22 protein-coding genes are annotated in these 21,093 nt (G+C 59.2%); 7 read left to right on the top strand and 15 right to left on the bottom strand.

The genetic code is table 11. The features are described 5' to 3' along the window. Positions 1 to 24 precede the first annotated feature (24 nt). Positions 25 to 264 (bottom strand): cell division activator CedA, encoded by a 240-nt coding sequence (gene cedA / locus A1WC_RS0125040; RefSeq protein WP_004151919.1) that lies wholly within the window; start codon positions 262 to 264, stop codon positions 25 to 27. Positions 265 to 469: 205 nt separating this feature from the next. On the opposite strand from cedA, the gene katE reads away from it, so the two are divergent. After that, entirely contained in the window at positions 470 to 2,728 is a 2,259-nt protein-coding gene (gene katE / locus A1WC_RS15440; RefSeq protein ID WP_016160761.1) for a catalase HPII, read from the top strand. A 57-nt stretch (positions 2,729 to 2,785) separates the two neighbouring features. Here the strand turns inward: katE and chbG are convergent, their stop codons facing one another. The 8 genes from chbG to osmE form a co-directional block, all read right to left on the bottom strand. After that, on the bottom strand, positions 2,786 to 3,544 hold the full coding sequence (gene chbG / locus A1WC_RS15445; protein WP_008807752.1) for a chitin disaccharide deacetylase: 759 nt from the start codon (positions 3,542 to 3,544) through the stop codon (positions 2,786 to 2,788). Positions 3,545 to 3,556: 12 nt separating this feature from the next. Continuing rightward, positions 3,557 to 4,903, bottom strand: a complete 1,347-nt coding sequence (locus A1WC_RS15450) for a 6-phospho-beta-glucosidase (RefSeq protein ID WP_008807751.1) — start codon at positions 4,901 to 4,903, stop codon at positions 3,557 to 3,559. A 110-nt stretch (positions 4,904 to 5,013) separates the two neighbouring features. Further along, positions 5,014 to 5,838: a transcriptional regulator ChbR gene (gene chbR / locus A1WC_RS15455; RefSeq protein WP_012968458.1), complete on the bottom strand. Its 825-nt coding sequence runs from the start codon at positions 5,836 to 5,838 to the stop codon at positions 5,014 to 5,016. A 27-nt stretch (positions 5,839 to 5,865) separates the two neighbouring features. After that, positions 5,866 to 6,213, bottom strand: coding sequence for a PTS N,N'-diacetylchitobiose transporter subunit IIA (gene chbA, locus A1WC_RS15460; protein WP_004140356.1), 348 nt, complete (start codon positions 6,211 to 6,213; stop codon positions 5,866 to 5,868). A gap of 53 nt (positions 6,214 to 6,266) precedes the next feature. After that, positions 6,267 to 7,625, bottom strand: coding sequence for a PTS N,N'-diacetylchitobiose transporter subunit IIC (chbC, locus tag A1WC_RS15465; RefSeq protein ID WP_008807749.1), 1,359 nt, complete (start codon positions 7,623 to 7,625; stop codon positions 6,267 to 6,269). A gap of 11 nt (positions 7,626 to 7,636) precedes the next feature. Continuing rightward, positions 7,637 to 7,753: a hypothetical protein gene (locus A1WC_RS27890; RefSeq protein ID WP_032425961.1), complete on the bottom strand. Its 117-nt coding sequence runs from the start codon at positions 7,751 to 7,753 to the stop codon at positions 7,637 to 7,639. Positions 7,754 to 7,772: 19 nt separating this feature from the next. After that, positions 7,773 to 8,093 carry a PTS N,N'-diacetylchitobiose transporter subunit IIB gene (chbB, locus tag A1WC_RS15470; protein ID WP_016160760.1) on the bottom strand — a complete coding sequence of 107 codons (321 nt, stop codon included), beginning with the start codon at positions 8,091 to 8,093 and terminating at the stop codon, positions 7,773 to 7,775. 278 nt (positions 8,094 to 8,371) lie between these two features. Then, on the bottom strand, positions 8,372 to 8,710 hold the full coding sequence (gene osmE / locus A1WC_RS15475) for an osmotically-inducible lipoprotein OsmE (RefSeq protein ID WP_008807747.1): 339 nt from the start codon (positions 8,708 to 8,710) through the stop codon (positions 8,372 to 8,374). Between the two features lie 282 nt (positions 8,711 to 8,992). On the opposite strand from osmE, the gene nadE reads away from it, so the two are divergent. Next, a complete protein-coding gene (gene nadE / locus A1WC_RS15480; RefSeq protein ID WP_008807746.1) occupies positions 8,993 to 9,820 on the top strand; it encodes an ammonia-dependent NAD(+) synthetase in 828 nt (275 codons plus the stop codon). Positions 9,821 to 9,918: 98 nt separating this feature from the next. Beyond that, positions 9,919 to 10,782, top strand: a complete 864-nt coding sequence (gene cho / locus A1WC_RS15485; protein WP_016160759.1) for an excinuclease Cho — start codon at positions 9,919 to 9,921, stop codon at positions 10,780 to 10,782. A gap of 88 nt (positions 10,783 to 10,870) precedes the next feature. On the opposite strand, the gene spy is transcribed toward cho, so the two are convergent. The 6 genes from spy to A1WC_RS15515 form a co-directional block, all read right to left on the bottom strand. Beyond that, positions 10,871 to 11,356 carry an ATP-independent periplasmic protein-refolding chaperone Spy gene (gene spy, locus A1WC_RS15490; protein ID WP_008807744.1) on the bottom strand — a complete coding sequence of 162 codons (486 nt, stop codon included), beginning with the start codon at positions 11,354 to 11,356 and terminating at the stop codon, positions 10,871 to 10,873. Between the two features lie 342 nt (positions 11,357 to 11,698). After that, positions 11,699 to 12,664, bottom strand: a complete 966-nt coding sequence (astE, locus tag A1WC_RS15495; protein WP_016160758.1) for a succinylglutamate desuccinylase — start codon at positions 12,662 to 12,664, stop codon at positions 11,699 to 11,701. A 9-nt stretch (positions 12,665 to 12,673) separates the two neighbouring features. After that, positions 12,674 to 13,999 (bottom strand): N-succinylarginine dihydrolase, encoded by a 1,326-nt coding sequence (astB, locus tag A1WC_RS15500; protein ID WP_016160757.1) that lies wholly within the window; start codon positions 13,997 to 13,999, stop codon positions 12,674 to 12,676. Beyond that, positions 13,996 to 15,474: a succinylglutamate-semialdehyde dehydrogenase gene (gene astD, locus A1WC_RS15505; protein WP_016160756.1), complete on the bottom strand. Its 1,479-nt coding sequence runs from the start codon at positions 15,472 to 15,474 to the stop codon at positions 13,996 to 13,998. The genes astB and astD overlap by 4 nt, the downstream gene beginning before the upstream one ends. Next, on the bottom strand, positions 15,471 to 16,505 hold the full coding sequence (astA, locus tag A1WC_RS15510; protein ID WP_016160755.1) for an arginine N-succinyltransferase: 1,035 nt from the start codon (positions 16,503 to 16,505) through the stop codon (positions 15,471 to 15,473). The genes astD and astA overlap by 4 nt, the downstream gene beginning before the upstream one ends. Beyond that, a complete protein-coding gene (locus A1WC_RS15515; RefSeq protein ID WP_008807740.1) occupies positions 16,502 to 17,722 on the bottom strand; it encodes an aspartate aminotransferase family protein in 1,221 nt (406 codons plus the stop codon). The genes astA and A1WC_RS15515 overlap by 4 nt, the downstream gene beginning before the upstream one ends. Before the next feature lie 438 nt (positions 17,723 to 18,160). On the opposite strand from A1WC_RS15515, the gene xthA reads away from it, so the two are divergent. The 4 genes from xthA (at position 18,161) to A1WC_RS15535 (ending at position 21,091) form a co-directional block, all read left to right on the top strand. Continuing rightward, positions 18,161 to 18,967, top strand: coding sequence for an exodeoxyribonuclease III (gene xthA / locus A1WC_RS15520; protein ID WP_012542081.1), 807 nt, complete (start codon positions 18,161 to 18,163; stop codon positions 18,965 to 18,967). A gap of 213 nt (positions 18,968 to 19,180) precedes the next feature. Continuing rightward, on the top strand, positions 19,181 to 19,837 hold the full coding sequence (locus tag A1WC_RS15525) for a TVP38/TMEM64 family protein (RefSeq protein ID WP_016160754.1): 657 nt from the start codon (positions 19,181 to 19,183) through the stop codon (positions 19,835 to 19,837). Next, positions 19,824 to 20,534 carry a TVP38/TMEM64 family protein gene (locus A1WC_RS15530; RefSeq protein WP_016160753.1) on the top strand — a complete coding sequence of 237 codons (711 nt, stop codon included), beginning with the start codon at positions 19,824 to 19,826 and terminating at the stop codon, positions 20,532 to 20,534. Before A1WC_RS15525 ends, A1WC_RS15530 begins: the two co-directional genes overlap by 14 nt. Beyond that, a complete protein-coding gene (locus A1WC_RS15535) occupies positions 20,531 to 21,091 on the top strand; it encodes a carboxymuconolactone decarboxylase family protein (protein WP_012542084.1) in 561 nt (186 codons plus the stop codon). Before A1WC_RS15530 ends, A1WC_RS15535 begins: the two co-directional genes overlap by 4 nt. Positions 21,092 to 21,093: the final 2 nt, after the last annotated feature.

The following is a 21,093-nucleotide window of genomic DNA, read 5'->3' as shown; positions in this document are numbered from 1 at the left end:
GGTTTTTTTATTTCTGCAGCAGACTCAGGCTTCAATCTCACCTTCCTGACGCACCTGGTTAGCCCAGCGCTGGGCCGACTCCGGCACGCTGAACGCTGGCGAGCGGCGAAAATGCTCCCCCATCAGCAGAAAGGCGACATACTTCCCGCGCAAAATCCAGACATCGCGAAAATGGTCCATTTTCACGGCATGTTCCGGAGGCGCAGGCTCCACGCGCGGCACGTAGCTAATGACAGGGCGATTTTGTTGGCGCAATGGTTTCATAACAAATGGATTCACTAAACAGAGCGGGAAACAGAAACCTTTATCATAGCCGATTGTGGGCCCGTTCGTCGCCCCCCTGCCGCCGATGCGCATTTTAGGATAACTCCCTGCCCCTGCGCCGAGCGCAGGCAGCGTAATGTTCTATAGTTAGAAGGGTTTTGGTTTATCAACGACCACTTTTAGCAATGAAAGCAGGAGACGAGTAATGTCTGATAAGCACCCAAACCCTCACCACCAGCAGGCACCGGTCCACGACAGCGAGGAAGCGAAACCGGGGCTCGACTCGCTGGCGCCGGATGACCAGGAGTGGCGCCCCACGCCGAAACCCACCGCCCCGGGCGCTGAACCGACCGCCCCTGGCAGCCTGAAAGCGCCTGATACCCACAGCAGTAAACTCGACGCCCTGGAGCCGCAGCGTAAAGGCGGAGAAGACTATCCGCTGACCACCAACCAGGGCGTGCGCATTGCCGACGATCAGAATTCGCTGCGCGCCGGCGCCCGCGGCCCAACGCTGCTGGAAGATTTTATTCTGCGGGAGAAGATCACCCACTTCGACCATGAGCGAATTCCGGAGCGTATCGTTCATGCCCGCGGCTCTGCCGCCCACGGTTACTTCCAGCCCTACAAAAGCCTGACAGCGTTGACCAAAGCCGATTTTCTCTCGGCAGCCGATAAGATCACCCCGGTCTTTGTGCGCTTCTCCACCGTGCAGGGCGGCGCGGGGTCGGCGGACACCGTCCGCGATATTCGCGGCTTCGCTACCAAGTTTTACACTGACGAAGGGATTTTTGACCTGGTCGGCAACAACACACCGGTCTTCTTCATCCAGGACGCGATAAAGTTCCCCGATTTTGTCCACGCCGTGAAGCCTGAGCCCCATTGGGCCATCCCGCAGGGACAGAGCGCCCACGATACTTTCTGGGACTATGTCTCCCTGCAACCGGAAACGCTGCACAATGTGATGTGGGCGATGTCGGATCGCGGCATCCCGCGCAGCTATCGCACCATGGAAGGCTTTGGGATCCACACTTTCCGTCTGATCAACGCCGAGGGCAAAGCCACCTTCGTTCGCTTCCACTGGAAACCCGTCGCCGGCAAGGCTTCGCTGGTGTGGGATGAAGCGCAGAAACTGACCGGTCGCGACCCGGATTTTCATCGCCGCGACCTGTGGGAGGCCATCGAAGCCGGGGACTACCCGGAATTTGAGCTTGGTCTGCAGCTCATCCCCGAGGAGAACGAGTTTGATTTTGACTTCGATCTGCTCGATCCCACCAAGCTGATCCCCGAGGCGCTGGTGCCGGTCTTACGGGTTGGCAAGATGGTCCTCAACCGCAATCCGGACAACTTCTTTGCCGAAAACGAACAGGCGGCCTTTCATCCCGGGCATATCGTACCGGGCATTGATTTCAGCAATGATCCGCTGCTGCAGGGGCGCCTCTTCTCTTACACCGATACGCAAATTAGCCGCCTGGGTGGGCCGAACTTCCATGAAATCCCCATCAACCGTCCAACCTGCCCGTATCACAATTTCCAGCGCGACGGGATGCACCGGATGGACATTGACACCAATCCGGCCAACTACGAGCCCAACTCCATTAACGACAACTGGCCGCGCGAGACGCCACCAGCGGCCAAACGCGGCGGCTTTGAGTCCCTCGCCGAGCGCGTCGACGGCGAAAAAATCCGCCAGCGCAGCCCTTCGTTCGGCGAATATTACGCCCAGCCGCGTCTGTTCTGGCTGAGCCAGACGCCGATTGAGCAGCAGCATATTATCGATGGTTTCAGCTTCGAACTCAGCAAAGTGGTCCGCACCTGGATCCGCGAGCGGGTGGTCGATCATCTGGCCCACATTGATACTAAGCTGGCGGAAGCGGTCGGGGCGAACTTAGGTATCGAACTGAGCGACGATCAGCGTAACATTACCCTGCCTTCCCCGGTCAACGGCGTGGAGAAAGATCCCAGCCTCAGCCTCTACGCCGACGCCGAAGGGGATGTGAAAGGCCGTGTAGTGGCCGTCCTGCTCAACGAACGCACCTCGGCGCAGGATCTGGTCCATCTCCTGCAGGCGCTGCAGGCCCAGGGCGTGCACAGCAAGCTGCTCTACTCGCGGATGGGCGAAGTCATCGCCGACGATGGCTCTCCCCTGCCGATCGCCGGCACCTTCGCCGGTTCCCCATCGCTGACGGTGGATGCGGTAGTGGTGCCTGGCGGCGACCTCAGCGCCCTGAGCCAGAGCGGCGACGCGCGCTATTACCTGCTGGAAGCCTATAAGCATCTGAAGCCGATCCTGCTGGCAGGGGATGCGCGACAGCTGACGTCCGTTCTGCAGGTCCCAGCCCAGGGTGAAGAGGGGGTCATCGTCACCGATGCTCTCGACACGCCAGCGGCGGACACACTGCTCGCCCTGATGACGGCGCATCGCGTGTGGTCGAGAAGTCCAAAAATCGCCGCTATTCCGGCGTAGTAAAAAGCCCGGCACACGGTGCCGGGCTTGATTCACTTTCCCTTTCCCCCATCGGGCTTACACGTCGCGGTAGGTTCCCAGACGATAACCCCGGTCGGCTACCGCCGCTTTCAGTGCGGCAGACGTCAGCACATCAAGCTCACCCAGCCGCGGGTAGCAGTAGGCGCTGCCCATAATGGTCTGATCGACAAAAGCCGGATGACACATCACCTCCAGGGAACGCTCCCCGCGGGCGATTGAGGCATCCAGCGTCTGCAGAAACAGTTCCTCAGAGACAGCTTCGCCGTAAAACTCGCTGCTGAAGCCTGCGCTGCTGCGCGCCGCCTGTTGATCGAGCCCACTCTGCGCCGCCACCTGGCGGTCAATACGTAACGCGATACCCTTCTCGCGGGCAAAGGCCGCCACGATGGGATAGATCGGGGAGATCATATGCACATGGTGGTGGCTGTCGAGATGCGTCGGCTCATGACCGAAGAGATCGACAAAACGACGGTACTGACACGCCAGCTCGTGGGCGATCTCCTCCAGCGGCAGGCGACCTTCTTCTGCCTGCTGCCAGATCCATTTGCCCAGCCGGCCTTCGCGGGTTAATCCCGGCATGGCCGACAGCGGCTCGCCCAGCGTCAGCACAAAGTGCATGCCGACCGCCAGCTCCGGGGTACTGCGGCTTAGCTGGGCGGCGTGGTCAATGGCCGCGCCGTTGACCAGCGCCGTGGTCGATGTCACCACGCCGTTGCGGCAGGCCTCGATAATGCCGTAGTTCTGCCCTTTACTGAGGCCGAAGTCGTCGGCATTGACGATCAATACGCGTTCCATTGGCCGCTCCTGTTAAGATTTCAGTTTTTCGATAGTCGCCGCAAAGTTCGGCAGCCATTTCTCATGGGCCAGAATCATCTCCCGCGCCAGCTGCTCGGCGTCACGATCGGAATGGATCAGCGGGCTTAAGTTCAGCGCCAGCAGCACGTCATTCAACTCGCCGCTGATCGCCGCCTGGCTGGCCGCCACTTCGAACCCCTTGATGGTGTAGATAAGCCCCAGTACCTTCTCATCGAAATGGGTGATGCGCGGCGTCGGCTTCGCGCCGTCGCGACCTAAGGTGCAGCTCATCTCGACCGCCCAGTCCGCCGGGATATTATCCACGTGGCCATGATGCGGGATATTCACATAGTGCTCAGTCTGCTTGTCGTTATAGATAGCGTTGATCACTTCGCAAGCGGCATCGGAGTAATAGGCGCCGCCGCGCTGCTCCAGCTCCTTCGGCTTAACCTTGAGATCTGGATTTTTATATAGCTCAAACAGCTGTTTCTCCACCTTCTGTACCACCTGAGCGCGCGCGCCGCCCTTATAGTACTCGCCCATCTCAATCGCCAGCATCTCTTTTGGCTTAAAGTAGTAGAGCAGATAGGAGCATGGGATCAGGCGCAGGGAGCGGATCAGCCCCTCGCTAAACGGCAGGTCGAAAATATTTTTCACCGAGTTCGCGGTCAGGCGGCCAGAGGCCACGCCGTCCAGCAGTTCATCGAAGCGCGAGACGCCGTTAACCAGCACGTCGCGGACGAACACCAGATGATTCAGACCGAACAGGTCGATATTCAGCTCATCGCTCGGGCTGAGCTGCAGCACGTCGGTGATGAACATCTTCATGCCGATAGGAATGTTGCACACGCCGATAAAGCGTTTGAAACTGGTGTGGCGATAGACCGCCTCGGTGACCATGCCCGCCGGGTTGGTGAAGTTGATGATCCACGCGTCCGGGCAAATCTCCTGCACATCTTTTACGATATCGAAAATCACCGGGATGGTGCGCAGCCCTTTAAACAGCCCACCCGCCCCGTTGGTCTCCTGGCCCAGGTAGCCGTGGCTCAGCGGAATACGCTCATCTTTTTCACGCGCCTTCAGCTGGCCCACGCGCAGCTGGGTGGTGACAAAATCCGCGCCCTGCAGCGCCGCACGGCGATCCAGCGTTTTATAGACCTTCATCGGCACGCCGGCTTTTTCCACCATCCGCTCGCACAGCGCATGGATAATATCGAGCTTCTCCTGGCCCTCTTCCACATCCACCAGCCACAGTTCAGTGACCGGCAGTTCATGGTAACGTTTCAGAAAGCCTTCCAGTAATTCCGGGGTATAGCTGCTGCCGCCGCCAATAGTGACTACTTTTAATTTCTGGCTCATCTTTTTCTCCCTTGGGCGCTACGCCTGGACGCAGGCCGCTCTCCGTAACAATGCGGACAGTTAATTTGAATGATTTACGGTATAAACCTGGCGGCTAAAACCGCGCGGGTTTAATTAATACTGGTCAAATGTTTGCGATAACTGCTCGGCGTAAACGACGTCAGTTTTTTAAAGGTTTTAATAAACAGGCTCGGGCTACTGTACCCGGATTCATACGCAATATCCGTCACCGAATAGTTGGTAATTTCCAGCTGCTTTTTAGCAAAGTTGATACGGATATCATTAATTATCTGCATCGGCGTTTTACCATAATAGCGCTGGGTCGCCCGGGTTAAATATTCCTGCGTTTTTCCCGAGAGACGAACCATATTCTCGAGCGCGCCCTCACCGAATTTCAGTTTATCGTGCATGGCCTCAACGGTATTTTTTAGCCATTGCGGAATAACATCGGCAACCGGCTCTTCGCGATAGTGGCGTAAACGGTTAATGACATAAAAGGAAACCAGCTCGATAAATTCGTCAAATTCCGTTTCGCGAAAATTGAGTGAGGCGATGACCGACTCAACGTAGCCGAGAAAAGCGCTCTGCACGGCGTAAACCTGGGAGGCCACCAGGCCAAACGGCAGCAGCGGCAGATAATGTTTCTCAAAGAAGCGTCTGCTGATGCCGACGTTAAGGATGCGCGTCGCCCCAAATTCGTAAAAGCTCTGGTGGTGCGAACCCATCGGGATAAAGACGAAATCCCCGCGCTCCAGCAGCACCCGTTTGCCATTGATCTCCTGGTAATAGCGCCCGGTTAATACCACGGTAAATTCGTAGTAATCATGCTGGTGAAGCCCGCTCACGCTTTCCGTTTTGTTATAGATGACCACATGAAAGTTCTTCCCGTTGAACAGCTGTTGTTCTCTGGCGGTACTGATCTCGGTGGTCATCATCCTGGGCTGCCTCATCGTCGCGATGGCCTATTGTACCTTCTCGTGCAGCTCAATCAATTCGGCGACCAGCTCACGGGCCAGCATCGAGGTCATCAGATGGTCCTGAGCATGCACCAGCACCAGGCTGACCTTCATTTTGCCTTCGCCCTCGTCGCTTTCGATAAGCTGGGTCTGCACGCGATGCGCCTCGCTCAGCGCCTGGCGCGACTGCTCCATCATCGCTTTCGCCGCGGCAAAATCGCCCTGCTTCGCCTGCTTCAGCGCGCCATAGGCCAGGCTGCGGGCCTGTCCGGAGTTGATAATCAACCCCATCACCACCTCTTCGAGGTCATTTTCCGGGGTTTCTACCGCGTCGATGTTGTCCAGATCAAACATAATATTTCCCTCATTTATCAGGCGGTACGGGGCACTGCCCGTACCGCGCGGTATCAGAATTTCAGTGCGTTAGCGATGTCTTCTTCGCTCTCTTCCTGCTCGATGACGGTCTGCGCTTTATTCGACAGCACCACAAACGGCAGGTAGACCAGAGTCGCGACGCCAAGGTTGAACAGGGCTACCAGCAGGGCGGCCACGCTGCCGTTACTGTTAAAGAACGCTCCCAGACCGGTCGGCATGGTCCACGGCGCCAGGTTGGTCACCGGTGGGATAATCCCCAGGCTGTAGGCCGCCAGCGTAATGGCCGCCAGAATCGGCTGGACCAGCACGAAGGGGATGAACATCACCGGGTTCATAATGATCGGCAGACCAAACAGAATCGGTTCGTTAATCTGGAAGATGCCTGACGGCAGTGCCAGCTTCGCCACCTGACGATGGTCAGCGCGACGGGAAGCGATAAAGATGGCGATAATCAGACCCAACGTTGCCCCGGAGCCACCCAGCAGGATATAGGAGTCGAGCATCGGCTTGGCCCAGAAGTGGAACTGTTTGCCTGCTTCGATAGCCGCATCAACCGAGCCGTACTGGTTGTACAGCGCGATGTTTTCCAGCGCCCACGGGGTCATGATGCCGTTATCCAGCGCCGTCAGCGCCAGGGAACCGTGCACACCGAAGAACCACAGCAGGGAGTTAAAGATAACGTATGCCCAGCCGACCACGCTGCCCATCGCCGCCAGCGGCGTGGAGATCGAGTCCATGATGATCTGGTGGAAGTTGCTGCCGTAGCTCGACAGGGCCCACGAGATAATGCCGAAGATAGAGAGGATCAAGAAGCCCGGGATCAGCGCGGAGAAAGAGCGCGATACTGACCCTGGCACGCTGTCCGGCAGTCTGATCACCCAGTTACGACGGATCACGAAGGTGAACAGTTCTGCGACAACCAGACCGATAATCATCCCGGAGATGATGTTCTGCCCGCCCAGCCAGTTGGCGCCCACCGCATAGGCTTCGCCCACGCTATACGGGGTCACGGTCATGAAGGCCGCCACCGCCAGCAGGCCCGCGGCCATCGGGTCAACTTTGCGCTCTTCCGCCAGCGCGGAGCCGATAAAGAACGGCGCCATCAGCGACATAATGCCGAGGGTACCGTTATAGACGTTCCCGCCGATAGCCTTAAAGCCGTTTAAGGTTTCAATGGTGGAGGCATCCAGTCGAATGCCCATAGAATAAAAGAAAGAGCCTTCGCCGAAGCTCAGAAAAACGTTGTTAATTAATACAAACATGGCCCCGGCGAGGGTCAACGGCATTAACTTAATAAATCCGTTTTTAATCGCATTAATATGCGGCTGCTTTCCTATTTTCACTGCAAAAGGAAGGAGTACCTTTTCAAGCGAGTCGATCACTTTACTCATAGTCAATACCCTTAAAAGCCGCAATAAACTATTACGGCGATGATGTATGAAATTACTCTTTGACGGGAAAATAAACTCTTTATTTTTTGACGTCCGGCAACAGAGTGCCGCCAGGCGTCAAAATACATCGAGTTTTAAAAGTTAAAATTATTGTGCTGCAGCTTTCTTAATGGCCGCGACGGCGGCTTTCAATACACCTAAACCATCCACCTTGCCATACAGAAGAGAATCGATGACTTCTACCGGTTTATTCGGCAGCAGGCGCTGAATTTCCGGTAACATATACGCAATTTGTGGCCCTAATAATACCACGTCGGCTGCCGGTCCCTTTTCACCTGCCAGGGTTTCGGGATAGGCTTCAATAATGACCGGGACTTCGTATTTTTCTGCCTGCGCGCGCATTTTGGAGACCAGCAGTGATGTAGACATGCCTGCCGAGCAGAAGAGATAAATGTGTTTCTTTTCCATGAACGCTTCCTCAATGTGTGAGACCAGGGCCTTCAGCAACCGCTGAGAGCCGGTAAGACTGGTAACATCCGGTTAATTCTGTTTATGGGTTGAGTATACGGCAAGCTGAGCCGCCAGGATAATTCGCTGTTGAACAGAATTGTCTCTCATTGACCTCTGGTTTTGACTACCCTCACATTTTCACCCAAATAATTCGCGCAATTAAATAAGCATCAGTACTCACAAAAAAGCCCGACCAGTGGTCGGGCTTACGTAGGGCTCAGTAAACAGTAGGAAGCTTACTTGGCGTTGCGCGGGTCAGTATCATACTCGGCGCAGGTCTGGTAGCCGGAGTTAATCACATGGCCAGTGTCGTCGAGGGCCACAAAGTAGGTCTCGACTTTACCATCCCGTTGACCGAGGATGTAGGTCTGGCAGGTACCGCGGGCATGAACCATGGTCACTTCCGTTGAAGGTTTGCCAGCGATCTGCATCACCTGCTGACGCGACATCCCTTTCTTCACATCTTTCACCACCGGCTGGGTAAACTGGTCTTTGGTACGATCGTAAGCGGTACAGCCCGCCAGTAAGGTTAACGCGACGGTGACGCCCAGTATTCCTGCTAAGCTTTTGTTCATTTTGGTTCCTCTCTTCTACTGTGTAACGATAAGCCTGGAATAAATAGTGTTATTTTTCAAGCCGAACAGCGAAATCATGTCTGATTGTGTTATTGCGTAAACAGGATTGACGCGCCGCTGCCGACCGGCGGTTTCTCCCGCGTAGTGGCATCTATAATGAAATCCTATGTCATTGATTGCCTTCTTTTCCGGCAGTCAAAACCCCGGTCCTTGTCGTTTCAGCGGCAAAGAGGTAGCTTTAAGCCAACAGCTTGCCAAACAGATTCACTTTCGGAGGGCGCGATGACGCTACAACAAGAGATTATTCAGGCGCTGGGCGCAAAGCCGCAGATTGATGTCGCCGGCGAGATCCGCCGCAGCGTCGATTTCCTGAAGTCCTACCTGCAGACCTACCCGTTTATTAAATCGCTGGTGCTGGGTATCAGCGGCGGCCAGGACTCCACCCTGACGGGGAAACTGTGCCAGATGGCGATTAATGAACTGCGTGCCGAAACGGGCGACAGCAGCCTGCAGTTTATTGCCGTTCGGTTGCCCTATGGCGTGCAGGCGGATGAGCAGGACTGCCAGGACGCCATCGCCTTTATCCAGCCTGACCGGGTGCTGACGGTGAATATCAAAGCCTCGGTACTGGCCAGTGAACAGGCGCTCCGCGAAGCGGGGATCGAACTGAGCGACTTTGTTCGCGGTAACGAAAAAGCCCGTGAGCGGATGAAGGCCCAGTACAGCATCGCCGGAATGACCAAAGGGGTGGTGGTCGGCACCGACCATGCGGCGGAAGCGATTACCGGCTTCTTCACCAAATATGGCGACGGCGGCACCGACATCAACCCAATTTTCCGCCTGAACAAACGTCAGGGCAAACAGCTGCTGGCCCATCTCGGCTGCCCGGAACATCTGTATAAGAAGCTGCCGACCGCCGACCTGGAAGACGATCGCCCCTCCCTGCCGGATGAAGTGGCCCTGGGTGTCACCTACGAGAACATCGACGATTATCTGGAAGGCAAAACGCTGGATCCCAGTATCGCCAAAACGATCGAAGGCTGGTATCTGAAAACCGAACACAAGCGTCGGCCACCGATCACCGTCTTTGACGATTTCTGGAAAAAATAGTCCCTCCCCGCCCCGGCCCGCGCCGGGGTTATTTTTTGCGCTTTTCGCCGCAAAAACCGCCTGCTATACTGGATAGATAGACAGTATCAGGAGTTAATGTGGCCAGAAAGCAATCTGCCCCGCGTCTGGAGTTTGAAGCGGCGGCGATCTATGAATATCCCGAACATCTTCGCCCGTGGCTGGAGGCGCTGCCAAAGCTGCCGGGCGTCTATCAGTTTCACGGCGACAGCGACACAATGCCGCTCTATATCGGTAAGAGCGTCAACCTTCGCAGCCGTGTGTTATCTCACCTGCGCACGCCCGAAGAGGCCGCGATGCTGCGTCAGTCGCGGCGTATCACCTGGCAGCGCACCGCAGGCGAGCTGGGAGCGCTGCTGCTGGAGGCGCGGCTGATTAAAGAGCAGCAGCCGCTGTTTAACAAGCGGCTACGGCGTAACAAGCAGCTCTGCGCCTGGCGACTTGCGGACCACCGGCCGCAAATTGTCTATGCCCGCGAGGTTGATTTCTCGCACCAGCAGCATCTCTATGGCCTGTTCGCCAACCGGCGGGCGGCGCTGCAGATGCTGCAGAGCCTTGCCGACGAACAGCGCCTCTGTTATGGCCTGCTTGGTCTGGAACCGCTCAGCCGCGGCCGCGCCTGCTTTCGCTCCGCGCTGGGCCGCTGCGCCGGCGCCTGCTGTGGAAAGGAGAGCGTGGAGGCGCACAGCGAGCGCCTGCTGGCGCAGATGAGTAAACTGCAGCTGGTGTGCTGGCCGTGGGCGGGGCCAGTGGCGCTGGAGGAGTGCGGCCCGGATATGACGCAGTATCACGTCATTCATAACTGGCTGTGGCTGGGCGCCGTCGACTCGCTCGACCAGGCCGCTGAGTTGACCCGTCTGCCCGCCGGATTCGACCAGGATGGTTACAAGATCCTCTGTAAGCCCCTGCTCAGCGGCAACTATCCGCTGCACCCGCTTGGCTGAGAAACCACCAATAAAAAAACCGCCGGCCCTGCCCAACGCCTGATGGCATTATTGGGCAAGACCGGCGGTCTTGATTCAGTGCGCTACATTATTCAGCAGGTGCAGGCATTTTACCTGCCGGCGCGTTGCGTTCTGTCAGATGCTTCTCAAAATTAGCATTGAACTGTTTTTTCTGCTCTGGAGTCAGAATGTTGTAGATCTTGTTCTGCGTTTCCAGGCGGGACAGCGCCATCGCTTTATGCTGCGCTTCCATCTTATCGATCTGCGCTTCCGCTTTCGCCTTATCGAAGGTGTCGCTGGCGATCAAATCGTGCATCGCGCGGCGTTCGTCGAGGGACGGACGTTTCATGTTCTCACGCTGGCTCTTCATGATGTCGCGGATCTGTTGTTTCTGCGCATCGGTCAGGTTCAGGCCTTTAAACATCATGTCATGCTGACCCGGGCCGCCTTTATGATGCATCATCATCGGCTTGCTGTCGCTCGGCGCGGTGGTGGTGTCGGCGGCGTGTGCCAGGTTAGCCGCGCCCAGAGCCAGAGTAGAGGCAACAAACAGTGCAGTGAGTTTCTTCATCATTCAATCCTTACTTTACGTTATTCTTACGGCGCGTTGCCGTGTTGACGAGATTAACTTTACGACGTTAATCGTCAATTAGTCAGAGCAAGAGTAAAACAATGAAAGTGTAAAAAACAGTTTCTCGCCAATTATGGAGAAAATAAGGAATTTAGCCGAAGAATTGCAATAAAAAATAAATAACGTACTGTTTTTCAGAGAAATTATGGAGAGTATAAAGGAGGGGAGATTAAAAACAAAGCATTTTACCAGGAATAATCTGCAAATTTACACTGGCGCACGAAAAAATAAGATGGCGAAAAAAGACGCGAGAAATAAAGCAGCCGCCCGGCGGACGGCTTGCCCTCAGGATAATTTCTCCAGCATCAGGCCGGCGCGCAGTCCCTTCGCCACCGTCGAATTGGGAAACAGGACATACTCCGGCTCAGGCCCCACCACATACCGCGTCTCGCCCTCCTCCGCCAGCAGCGTGCCGGGTTCGAAGGGGGTGAAGTTCAGCGTCTGATCCGCCATATGCAAGCGGAAATCATCGCTATGGCGGGTGATCTGCTGTACCACCCGGTAGCGCAGCGGCGCCGGGGCGTCGGCAATGGCCAGATCCCCCACCAGCAGCCGGGAAAGCGCGCCTTCGGCGGCGGCAAACTGCGTCAGATCGTTTTCACCCAACGGCAGCGCTTTGCCCAGCTCAAGGGTGCAGGCCAGCGCCGCGAACCGTTCGCAGCTGAAGTGGGTGAAGGTCCCGCCTGGCTGGCGATGAAACACCAGCGCCTCCAGCCCGGCGCCGCCCAGCCAGTGAAGAAAATCCTCCTCCCACGGCGTATCGCGGGCCGGGAGCACGCCGAAGCGCGGATGTAGCGAGCCGCGGATCGCGGTATGCAGATCGAGGTGCCAACGAGGACCACCGTGGTCGCGATAGAAGCGGGCCACCGCCTGCTCCAGCCGCTGCGCCCGCTGCGTCTCCTCACTGAGCGGAAACTGCCGCCAGCGCTCGCCAAACATCCGGTTCATATCACTGTGCAGATAGCGCTTATTCGCCCGCAGCGCCGGTGGGTTGCCAACGATCACCAGCAACCGCCAGCGCAGCGGGAGTGCCTCCCGGACCAGTCGCTGCACCAGGTGGTCGACTATCTCCACCGGTGCCGTTTCGTTGCCATGAATGGCGCAGGAGAGTACCAGCCCGCGCTCGCAGCGCGCATGCGGCGTCAGCTCGAGGATCCCCTCTCCCAACCAGTGCCAGCGAAAGTGCGCTGTCTCGCCGTGAAAATGGTGGGGCAAACGCCCCGCCAGGGTTAATGCCAGAAAATGTTCCACCGCGCCCCCTTATTGCTGAAATGGATAAACCGAACCGAGCTGCAGGATCTGGGTCAACCGATCCAGCGCGTCACGCCCTTCCCGCAGCAGTTGCGGGTCGGCGAGGTCGGCCTGGGTAAGGCGATCGCGATAGTAGCGATCCACCCAGTCATTGAGGGTGGCAAACAGCGTATCGTTCATCAGGACGTGCGGATTGACCGCCTGATACTCCTCGGCCGTCAACACCACCCGCAGGCGCAGGCACGCCGGACCGCCGCCGTTGGCCATACTCTCGCGCAGATCGAACACCTGTAGCGCGGCGATGGGGTTGTCCCCGGCCAGCAGCTCATTGAGGTATTCCCAGACGCCGGCATGCTCCTGCGCTTCGTGGGGCAGGATCAGCGCCATGCTGCCATCCGCCCGGCTCAGCAGCTGGCTGTTGAACAGATAGGTGGCAACCGCCTCTGCCACCGTGACCCGACTGGCGGGGACCACCAGCGGCGTAAAACCCGGCACCCGCTGCGCCAGCTGCTGGAGAAGCGCGGTCTGGTCGGCAAAGGCCTGCTCATGGCAGAACAGGACCTGACGATTGCTCACCGCGATGACATCGTTATGGAACACTCCCGTGTCGATCGCCGCCGGATGCTGGCGAGCGAAGATCAGTTGGCGAGGATTGACCTGATTGAGGCGCGCCACCGCCTGGCTGGCCTCAAGGGTTTGCCGCGCGGGATAGCGACGCGGCGCCTCATCGCTCCCCCGGCGGCGGCCATAGACAAAGAGCTGGACGCCGGGGGCGCCATACTCGCCGCCGAGACGGTTATGGTTCGCCGCCCCTTCGTCGCCAAACCAGGCCGAGGCGGGCAGCGCCGGGTGGATGGCAAATCGCGTGCGGTCGGGGAATATCGCCTGCAGCAGCACCTCTGTGGTCGGTGCTTCGCTGGCGCGGTGGAATTTATCCTGCAGATTCGCCACCGTCAGGTGCACCAGGCCATCCAGCGAATCGGCGGAGGGACAGACCGTCGCCGCGTTCGCCACCCACATTGCCGAGGCCGAACTCACCGCCGACAGCAGATCCGGATCCTGCTGCGCCGCCCGGGCCACCACCTGCTCATCGCTGCCGCTAAAGCCCAGCTGCCTCAGGAGTGGCACATTGGGCCGCTCCTGAGGCGGGATCACTGCCTGCGGGTAGCCGGCGTCGGCGAGGGCTTTCATTTTTTTCAGCCCTTGCTTTGCCGCCAGCTGCGGGTTCGACACCCGGTGGCGGTGCCGGGTGGAAGCCTCGTTGCCAAAGGAGAGCCCGGCGTAGTGATGGGTCAGCCCGGGCAGACCGTCAAAGTTGACTTCGCGGGCGGTCATGACGCCTCCCCGGCCAGAAAGTCGAGCCCCGGGTTCAGGCTGGCGGACAGCGTCAGGGTCGGCGATTCAAGGCTGGCCATCGGCCAGGCGCAATAATCGGCGGCATACCAGGCCCCCGGACGATGGTTACCGGACGCCCCGGTGCCGCCGAACGGCGCGGTACTCGCCGCCCCGGTCAGCGGTTTGTTCCAGTTGACTATCCCTGCCCGCGCCTCGAGCAGCAGTCGATCAAACTTCTCCCGTTCCGGAGAGATTAACCCACAGGAGAGGCCGAAGCGGGTGGCGTTGGCTAAGGCAATCGCCTCCTCGAACGTGTCGTAGCGCCAGACGCCAAGCAGCGGGCCAAACACCTCTTCATCTTCAACATTGGCCACGTCGCTCATGTCGACAATCCCCGGCGTTAGCAGCGACGTTCCGGCCTGCAATAAACGTGGCTCCAGCAGCGTGACCGCGCCAGCGGCGACCCGCTGCAGCCAGGCCTGATGCACTTTCTGCGCAGCCGGTTCAGAGATAAGCCCGCCGAGAAACGGCTGCGGCTCGGCGTCCCACGCCGCCGGGATCAGCCGCTGGCTCACCGTCACCAGCCGGGAGAGGAAGGCATCGCCCGCCTCGCCGCGCCGGACCAGCAGACGGCGGGCGCAGGTGCAGCGCTGGCCGGCGGTAATAAAGGCGGACTGGATGGTCAGATGCACCGCGGCATCCACGTCCCGCGGATCGTCGACGATCAGCGGGTTATTGCCGCCCATCTCCAGCGCGAGGATCTTCTGCGGCTGCCCGGCCAGCTGGCGATGCAGATGAAAACCGGTGGTTGAGCTGCCGGTAAACAGCAGCCCGTCGATATCCGCCTGACCGCTGAGCGCCTCGCCGGTTTCCCGACCGCCCTGCACCAGGTTGAGCACCCCGGCGGGCAGGCCGGCCTGCTGCCATAGTTTCACCACCGCTTCGCCGCTGCACGGGGTGAGTTCGCTGGGTTTAAAGACCACAGTATTGCCCGCCAGCAGCGCCGGTACGATGTGCCCGTTCGGCAGATGGCCGGGAAAGTTATAGGGGCCAAACACCGCCAGCACGCCGTGCGGCCGGTGACGCAGCGTGGCGGCGCCGTCGGGCAGATCGCTGTGCTGTTCGCCGGTGCGGACGTGGTAGGCCTTCACCGAGATCGCCACCTTGTTGATCATCGCTGTCACTTCCCCGGCCGCCTCCCAGCGCGGCTTTCCGGTCTCGGCGCCGATCATCGCCGTCAGCTCCGCCTTACTGGCCTCCAGCAGGGCGGCAAACTTTTCAACGATCGCCTGACGGGCGGCAAACGGCAGCCGCGCCCAGGCCGGGAACGCCTGGCGGGCAGCCGCTACCGCCTCAGCAACCTGCCCGGCATCCGCCGCTTCGCCCTGCCACACAACCTTCAGGTTAACCGGATCCTGTTTACTGAAACCTGGCCCACGACCGGGCCGCCACTCGCCATTAATCCACAGACTCATGCGGTTTTCTCCTCAGGGATCAGGCGCACCATGCGTACCTGGTCGCCGGCATGACACTTCAGCATATCCAGTTCGCGGGCGCTGAGGGTCAGGGTGTCGCCATCCGGGTCGGCATGCACCAGCAGAGCGCGGAACTGGTGATACTGTTCATTCGCCACCAGGCACAGCGGCCAGTCACCGGGTGGGGTTTCACCGGCCTCGGTGGTCACCAGACGGCTTTTGCGGATCGCCCGCACCCTGTCGATGTCGCACTCCAGAGTCGGGCCGCCGTCGAAAATATCGATGTAGTTCAGGTAGCGGAACCCCTCTTTCTCCAGCACCTTCCGGGCCGGGGCGGTCTGCGGATGAACCTTGCCGATCACCGCCTGCGCCTCAGGGGAAAGGAAATCGATATACAGCGGATGCTTGGGCATCAGGGCGGCAATGAAAGCCTTCTGTCCGGTGCCGCACAGGTAGTCGGCGCGGGAAAACTCCATGGCGAAAAAGCGTTTGCCCAGGCTCTCCCAGAACGGCGAGTAGCCCTGCTCGTCAATCACCCCGCGCATCTCGGCGACCACCTTCTCATTGAAGCGCTCGCGAAAGGCGGCCATAAATAAGAAGCGCGATTTCGACAGCAGATAGCCATTGCCCTCTTTGCGCCACTGCGGGTCGAGGAACAGGGTACACAGCTCACTGCTGCCGGTATGGTCGTTGCTGAGAAACAGCGTCGGCAACGCCTGATAGACGTTGAGCTCCTTCGAGGCATGGACCTGGGTGCCGACCCGGTAGTTATACCAGGGATCGTTGAGCCCCACCGCCACCTCGATCGCGCAGATGCCCACCACCGCGCCGCTTTCGCTCTCCTCCAGCACAAAGACATAGCCCTGCTCGCTTTTCGGTAGCTCGCCGCGCCAGGTCTGCTGCGAGCGGGCGATCCGCGCCGCGAGGGTCGCTTCATCCACCGGCAGCGAGGTCAGCCCGCCGCCGGTCTCCGCTGCCAGCTTCAGCAGCCCGGGCAAATCGCCCGGCTCCACCGGTCGAATAACCATCATGATGAGACTCCTGCCACGAAACGCGCGCAGGCCCGCTCGACGCGATCCAGCCCGCTATTCACCTCTTCTTCACTGACGTTCAGCGCCGGCGCAAAACGCACCACATTAGCGCCGGCGATCAGGATCATCACCCCCTCTTCCGCCGCCAGGTTGCTGAGCGTTTTCGCCTTCCCGGCCCAGGCGTCGTTCAGTACGCAGCCGAGCAGCAGTCCCAGGCCGCGGATCTCCTTGAACAGACCATAGCGGGCGTTGATCGCCTGCAGACGCTCGCAAAACCACTGGTGGCGCTGTCTGACGCCGGAGAGGACTTCCGGGGTGTTGACGATCGACAGCAGCTCGCCGGCCACCGCCCCGGCCAGCGGGTTGCCGCCGTAGGTGGTGCCGTGGGTACCGACGGTCATCACGCTGGCGCAGGCCTCTGTCGCCAGCAGCGCGCCGATAGGGAAACCGCCGCCCAGCGCTTTGGCGGTGGTCAGCACATCGGGCGTCACGCCGTAGTGCATATAGGCATACAGCTCGCCGGTGCGCCCGACCCCGGTCTGCACTTCATCGAAAATCAGCAGAGCGTTGTGCTGGTCGCAAAGCTGGCGCAGGCCGCGTAAAAACTCGCCGCTGGCCGGCACCACGCCCCCTTCGCCCTGCACCGGCTCGACGATCACCGCGCAGGTTTGGTCATTGATTAAGGCCTTTGCCGACTCGAGATCGTTAAACACCGCATGCTGGATCTGTGGCGGCAGCGGGGCAAAATCCCGGGAGTAGGCCGGCTGACCGCCCGCCGAAACGGTGAACAGCGTCCGCCCGTGGAAGGCGTTCTGGAAAGCGACGATGCCGCTTTTCTCACTGCCAAAGCGATCGTGGGCATATTTACGCGCCAGCTTGAGCGCCGCCTCATTGGCCTCAGCGCCGGAGTTACAGAAGAAGACCCGGTCGGCGAAGGTGGCATCGATAAGCATTTTGGCCAGACGCAGGATCGGCTCATTGGTGTAGCCGTTGCCGGTATGCCAGAATTTGCTGGCCTGGTCAGTCAGGGCTTGCACCAGACGCGGATGGGCGTGCCCCAGCGCGTTCACGGCGATGCCGCCGGCAAAATCGATATACTCTTTGCCCTGCTGATCCCACAGCCGCGACCCGGCGCCCCGCACCGGAATAAACGCCGCTGGCGCGTAGACCGGCATCATCCATTCATCAAAGTGGTTACGCGTAATTGACTGAGACATATCGACCTCTTCCGGCAAATTAAAAGTAGCAATAATGTTAATAAATATGAGTTATTACGCTGTAAATGTAGATTGCACGGTTCGTGCCAGCCAGCGATAAAAATGCATAAACCGGTTGAGATAACGCAGAATCAAGGAGTTACAGCCGAACGCTATTCACATAAAATGCATATTTAGTGAATAAGTATCCGATAAAGGGGGATAAACAGTGATTAAAGAAGATAAGTTATGCAACGGTAAGATATAATTCTGTAATTGTGATCCTCTGCGAAATTTATCGTAGATATTTGCCCTTTTTTGGCGCGGCATGCCCGTAAAAGGGGCAACCACGGCACGCTCATGCGCAGCGATTGGCAGAATGACGCATCCGGTGGCAGCCAGCCAGGCGAATTTCTGCTACCATCCCTGCACTATTCACCTTGCACAGTGGCAGCGACTATGAAATTCGTCTCTTTTAATATCAACGGCCTGCGCGCCCGCCCACACCAACTGGCCGCCATCGTCGAAAAACACCAGCCGGACGTGATTGGCCTGCAGGAAACCAAAGTTCACGACGATATGTTCCCTCTCGAAGAGGTCGCCAAACTCGGCTATAACGTCTTTTATCATGGACAAAAAGGCCATTATGGCGTCGCGCTGCTGACCAAAGAGACGCCGATTGCCGTCCGCCGCGGTTTCCCGGACGATGGCGAAGAGGCTCAGCGCCGCATCATCATGGCGGAGATCCCGTCGCCTTTCGGCAACGTCACGGTGATTAACGGTTATTTCCCACAGGGTGAAAGCCGCGATCATGAAACCAAATTCCCGGCCAAAGCGGCGTTCTATCAGAATCTGCAGAACTATCTGGAGACCGAACTCAACAAAGAGAATCCGGTGCTGATCATGGGCGATATGAACATCAGTCCCACCGATCTCGATATCGGTATTGGTGAAGAGAACCGCAAACGCTGGCTGCGTACCGGCAAATGTTCCTTCCTGCCGGAAGAGCGGGAGTGGATGGATCGCCTGCTGGGCTGGGGCCTGGTGGATACCTGGCGTCAGGCTAATCCGGACAATCAGGAGCACTTCTCGTGGTTCGATTACCGCTCCAAAGGCTTCGACGATAACCGCGGGCTGCGCATCGACCTGCTGCTGGCCAGCCAGCCTCTGGCCCAGCGCTGCGTGGAGACCGGAATCGATTATGAGATCCGCGGAATGGAAAAACCGTCCGACCACGCGCCGGTGTGGGCCACCTTCCGGCCATAATTTACGCCCTTCTCTCGCCTCCCGCGGTGCGGGGGGCAGAATTTCCTGAGCAAAATCAACAAAGCGACGGTAAACCATTGTGACGGTCGTCGGAACAGGATACTGTCGCGCGCACTTTTTGATGTCCACTGCGTCCAGACTGTACAGGAGCACCCCTCATGCAAAAGAAGCCGTCATCCGGCCATTGGTAAAGGGCTGGGACTTCTCGCGCTGGTGGCCACGCTGGCCGTTATCAGCCATCGCGTCGGTCTCCACGATCTGCTGACTCACCTTCATCTGCTTCAGGACACCCTGCGCCATCAGGGCGCCTGGGGATATCTGGTCTATGTCGCGCTGTTTATCATTGCCACCCTGTGTCTGATCCCCGGCAGCCTGCTGGTGATCGCCGGCGGGATGCTCTTCGGCCCGCTGACAGGCTCCCTGCTCTCGTTTGCCGCCGCCACCCTCGCCTCCGCGCTGTCGTTTTTAATCGCCCGCTGGCTTGGGCGTGACCTGCTGCAGCGCTATGTGGGCCATACCGCCGCCTTTCAGGCGATTGAGCGCGGTATCGCCCGCAGCGGCTGCGATTTCCTGATCCTCACCCGCCTGGTGCCGCTCTTTCCCTACAACATTCAGAATTACGCCTACGGCCTGACGGCGATCCCTTTCTGGCTCTTTACCCTGATCTCCGCCGTGACCACCCTGCCGGGCCTGGTCATCTATTCGGTAATGGCCAGCGAGCTGGCCCGCGAGGGCGTAACTCTCGCCTTCGCGCTCAAACTGAGCCTCGCCGGCGGGCTGCTGTTTGCCCTGGTGCAGATGGGCAAACGGTTTGCCCGCGCCCGCCGTATGGCAACGCCCGGCGAGGAGGTACGCCATGACCCAACCTGATCGCCGTCACCTGCGCCGCGCCCGGCTGGCCCTTGCCGTGGTGGCCGTCGCCGGGCTGGCCGCCTGGTGGTGGTTCCCCGGCGGGCGAACCTTTCTGCAGCAGAGTCTGACGGCGTTAGCCTCCCTGGATCCGCAGCAGGTCAGAGGGTTTATCGCCGCCTGGGGGCCGCAGGCCGCGCTGGTCTCATTTGCGCTGATGATCCTCCAGGCGATCGTCGCTCCGCTGCCGGCTTTCCTGATTACCCTGGCGAACGCCGCCCTGTTCGGCGCCTTATGGGGCGGTGCGCTGTCATGGTTCAGCGCCATGGTCGGGGCCGGGCTCTGCTTCTGCATCGCCAGAGCGCTGGGGCGCGAAGTGGTGGAAAAACTCACCGGCCGCGCGGTGCTGCGCAGCGTCGACGGCTATTTCACTCGCTTTGGCCCGCAGACGATCCTGGTCTGCCGCCTGCTGCCGTTTGTGCCGTTTGACCCGGTCAGCTATGCCGCCGGACTAACCTCGCTGCGCTTCTGGCCCTTTATGCTGGCCACCGGCGTGGGCCAGCTGCCGGCGACTATCGTCTATTCCTGGGCCGGGAGTCTGCTCACCGGGGGCACCTTCTGGCTGGCCACCGGGCTTTCGCTGCTTTTTGCCCTGGCGGTAGTCATCTCTATCGCCAAAAATATTTACCGTGAACGTCATAAGAGATCCTCGCCATGAGCTTACCCCCGCTGGATTCTGTCCCCCTGATCCTTCGTCCGCAGGCCTGGCTGCACCGCCGGCATTACGGCCAGGTGCTGAGCCCCATTCGCTGGTGGGGACGGATCCCATGGCTGTTTTACCTGGTTTCGCTGTTCGTGGGCTACATTGAACGCCGCCGCTCGCCGCTGGATCCGGTGCTGCGGTCGCTGGTCAGCGCCCGCATCGCCCAACTGTGCCACTGTGAATTCTGTATCGATATCACCAGCATGACCCTCGCGGCGCGGAGCGGCAGCCAGGACAAGCTGCTGGCGGTCGCCGACTGGCGCAGCAGTACGCTGTTCAGCGAAAAAGAGCGTCTGGCGCTGGCCTATGCCGAAGCCGCCACCCAGACGCCGCCGGAGGTGGATGATGCCCTGCGCAGCGCGATGGCCGCGCATTTTGACGCCAGGGCGCTCACCGAGCTGACCGCCCTGATCGGCCTGCAAAATTTATCAGCGCGGTTCAATGCCGCGATGGCGATCCCGGCCCAGGGGTTCTGTCAGATGCCCACCTCTTCCCCGCAGAATAAGGAGTAACG

It is taken from the genome of Klebsiella sp. KTE92 (genome assembly GCF_000398905.1).
GTDB lineage: Bacteria > Pseudomonadota > Gammaproteobacteria > Enterobacterales > Enterobacteriaceae > Klebsiella > Klebsiella variicola.
Note: the sequence above shows the minus strand (reverse complement) of the source record. Positions and strands in the feature narration are given on the sequence as shown.

Bases quoted from the DNA above. Each gene is read 5' to 3' on its own strand.
- cedA (WP_004151919.1), bottom strand. From the start codon at position 264: ATGAAACCATTGCGCCAACAAAATCGCCCTGTCATTAGCTACGTGCCG.
- katE (WP_016160761.1), top strand. From the start codon at position 470: ATGTCTGATAAGCACCCAAACCCTCACCACCAGCAGGCACCGGTCCAC.
- chbG (WP_008807752.1), bottom strand. From the start codon at position 3,544: ATGGAACGCGTATTGATCGTCAATGCCGACGACTTCGGCCTCAGTAAA.
- A1WC_RS15450 (WP_008807751.1), bottom strand. From the start codon at position 4,903: ATGAGCCAGAAATTAAAAGTAGTCACTATTGGCGGCGGCAGCAGCTAT.
- chbR (WP_012968458.1), bottom strand. From the start codon at position 5,838: ATGATGACCACCGAGATCAGTACCGCCAGAGAACAACAGCTGTTCAAC.
- chbA (WP_004140356.1), bottom strand. From the start codon at position 6,213: ATGTTTGATCTGGACAACATCGACGCGGTAGAAACCCCGGAAAATGAC.
- chbC (WP_008807749.1), bottom strand. From the start codon at position 7,625: ATGAGTAAAGTGATCGACTCGCTTGAAAAGGTACTCCTTCCTTTTGCA.
- A1WC_RS27890 (WP_032425961.1), bottom strand. From the start codon at position 7,753: ATGTATTTTGACGCCTGGCGGCACTCTGTTGCCGGACGTCAAAAAATA.
- chbB (WP_016160760.1), bottom strand. From the start codon at position 8,093: ATGGAAAAGAAACACATTTATCTCTTCTGCTCGGCAGGCATGTCTACA.
- osmE (WP_008807747.1), bottom strand. From the start codon at position 8,710: ATGAACAAAAGCTTAGCAGGAATACTGGGCGTCACCGTCGCGTTAACC.
- nadE (WP_008807746.1), top strand. From the start codon at position 8,993: ATGACGCTACAACAAGAGATTATTCAGGCGCTGGGCGCAAAGCCGCAG.
- spy (WP_008807744.1), bottom strand. From the start codon at position 11,356: ATGATGAAGAAACTCACTGCACTGTTTGTTGCCTCTACTCTGGCTCTG.
- astB (WP_016160757.1), bottom strand. From the start codon at position 13,999: ATGACCGCCCGCGAAGTCAACTTTGACGGTCTGCCCGGGCTGACCCAT.
- astD (WP_016160756.1), bottom strand. From the start codon at position 15,474: ATGAGTCTGTGGATTAATGGCGAGTGGCGGCCCGGTCGTGGGCCAGGT.
- astA (WP_016160755.1), bottom strand. From the start codon at position 16,505: ATGATGGTTATTCGACCGGTGGAGCCGGGCGATTTGCCCGGGCTGCTG.
- A1WC_RS15515 (WP_008807740.1), bottom strand. From the start codon at position 17,722: ATGTCTCAGTCAATTACGCGTAACCACTTTGATGAATGGATGATGCCG.
- xthA (WP_012542081.1), top strand. From the start codon at position 18,161: ATGAAATTCGTCTCTTTTAATATCAACGGCCTGCGCGCCCGCCCACAC.
- A1WC_RS15530 (WP_016160753.1), top strand. From the start codon at position 19,824: ATGACCCAACCTGATCGCCGTCACCTGCGCCGCGCCCGGCTGGCCCTT.
- A1WC_RS15535 (WP_012542084.1), top strand. From the start codon at position 20,531: ATGAGCTTACCCCCGCTGGATTCTGTCCCCCTGATCCTTCGTCCGCAG.